Annotated in this window: 2 protein-coding genes; one reads left to right on the top strand and one right to left on the bottom strand. The window is 58.6% G+C overall.

Annotated elements, in window-relative coordinates; translation table 11 throughout:
• Nucleotides 1-100 precede the first annotated feature (100 nt).
• Entirely contained in the window at nt 101-946 is an 846-nt protein-coding gene (locus B5X69_RS20625) for an MFS transporter (protein WP_342745813.1), read from the top strand.
• Between the two features lie 395 nt (nt 947-1,341).
• On the opposite strand, the gene B5X69_RS20620 is transcribed toward B5X69_RS20625, so the two are convergent.
• A complete protein-coding gene (locus B5X69_RS20620; protein ID WP_079640333.1) occupies nt 1,342-1,743 on the bottom strand; it encodes a cupin domain-containing protein in 402 nt (133 codons plus the stop codon).
• Between the last annotated feature and the right edge of the window lie 212 nt (nt 1,744-1,955).

Genomic DNA, 1,955 nt, shown 5'->3' with positions numbered 1-1,955 from the left:
CCTACAAGTGGGTCAAATCCGCAGACGAGATCCTCGCCTCCGTCAAACGCTTCTGCCAAAAAACAATGAGCCGAACTTCAGATTCAGGTGACTAGCGTGCATTCGCATCGGCCTGCCGCTCGTGGGGATGGTCCTGCCTACCATCCTGTTCTGGCTTATCGCGAACCAGGGGTGGCGATCCGGCTTCGTGCTATTGGCCGCACTTGCGCTACTGGTCGGACTTCCCGCCTGCATTCTCGCTATCCGTGATCTCCCGCGCGCGCCACCTACGACAATGAACGCGGTCGAGCATGCGAGCCCGTCGTTCTGGGCCTTGCTTCGAAGCAACCATCGCATCCTGCTGCTTTGCCTGGCGACGGCTTTCGGCAATGCGCCGATTGTCGCGATCGCCAGCCAGTTCCAGCCATTAATGATTGACCTTGGCATTGATGCTGCCAAAGCGGCCGGCCTGATTGGGTTGCTGGCCGGATCGGTGCTGGTCGGGACAGTGGTCGCGGGCGCGTTGGTCGATCGCATCTGGGGCCCCATCGTCGCTTTCCTGTTCAGCGTGGGTCCGCTGATCGGCTGCGTCATTCTGTTGCAGGGCCAGATCGACATGACGATGGCAATCACGGCAACGATCCTCGTCGGCCTCGCCCAAGGGGCGGAAATTGACATTATCGCTTACCTTTCCGCGCGTTACTTCGGCCTGCGCCATTATTCGACCATCTATGGCTGCACGATCATGGCCGCCGTGCTTGCCGCGGTTGCCGGACAGGTCACGATAGGCGTTCTTTATGACCGGACTGGCGGCTATGAAAGCGCGCTGTATCTGTTCATCGGCTGCCTCGTCATTTCGGCGATCCTGTTCTTGTCCCTTGGCCGCTACCCTGCCGATACCATCGGCGACCGCACCGTCATCACGCCGGCGACTGCGGACCCGATTCAACGCGGGAGGGCGCATTAAGGCGTAGGCCGAATTGGTGCCGAAGCGATGGCGAAGTAAAGAGGCAGTCGAATTTAGACAACGCGGCGTGCCCATCAACACGTTTTCGATAGCAGGGTTCAAGGCCTTTCTAGGGCCGGGGGCCTATTCCAGCTTCCATGGCCTTGACGATGGTGTGTGATGGCGCTGGCGCCTGGGACCTTCATCTCCGTGAGCACTTGTCCAACCCCGCAACGCGTCGAGCAGGCCAAAGCCAGGTCGGCGCCACCGTTTCTGGTACTCAGGTGGACGAGTTCGGCAGGCTGGTGGCGCGCGTGGTCGAGAAGATTGCCCGAACGCGACGCCCCTCGGATCGACGGTGACCTGACGTTCAAGGCGATCAGTGCGGCGAACTTCGGCGAACCGGCTGAAAAGGCTTAGGCCCGTGCTGGTTGCTGAGGCGCGGGGATATAGCTATTGTCGGCGCGCGGTCGAAAATTGAGGAAACGCAGCCCATTCGGTCCGGCCTTGAACCCATAGAACGTGCCGCCTGCTATGAACACCGACGATCCGGGCGAAAGCTTGCGCGCACCAAGCATCATTTCGCCATCGACGACGTACATGATCTCGTCCTCGTCGTGGCGGTGAATTGCCACCTCAGCGCCAGCCTCGAAAATCGTCTCGAACAATTGACAACTCGTCTCGCTGCCAGCCTCATGAATGAGGACCTGCGCATTCAGATTCGCCTCAGACAAATGTTTTAAAGGGTTGTCGCGGGTCTGCTCTCGAACTGTCTTCCAGATCAGTTCGTCGACGCTGTGAACATGGACCTTTGCCATGGCAACCCTCTTGGCTTACTTATGTTTCGTAACTGATACTAACACCTGTCTTCATGATGTCAAAATTAAAAGACGGCAATCTAGGGCCTGTGGGGATTTAGCCGCTCTTATTCGTGACGATGTTGTTCTTGGGGAAGATCAATCGTTGGCGGCAGCGGGCGTTTGAGCAGGCCGAGTGCCTCCGCTGCGTCTATTTCATCGCGTGGGATCGA

Origin of the sequence: Sphingopyxis flava, assembly GCF_900168005.1 — a bacterium.
Classification (GTDB): domain Bacteria; phylum Pseudomonadota; class Alphaproteobacteria; order Sphingomonadales; family Sphingomonadaceae; genus Sphingopyxis; species Sphingopyxis flava.
The sequence above is the reverse complement of the archived record's forward strand: the minus strand, read 5'-3'. Positions and strand labels throughout refer to the sequence as shown.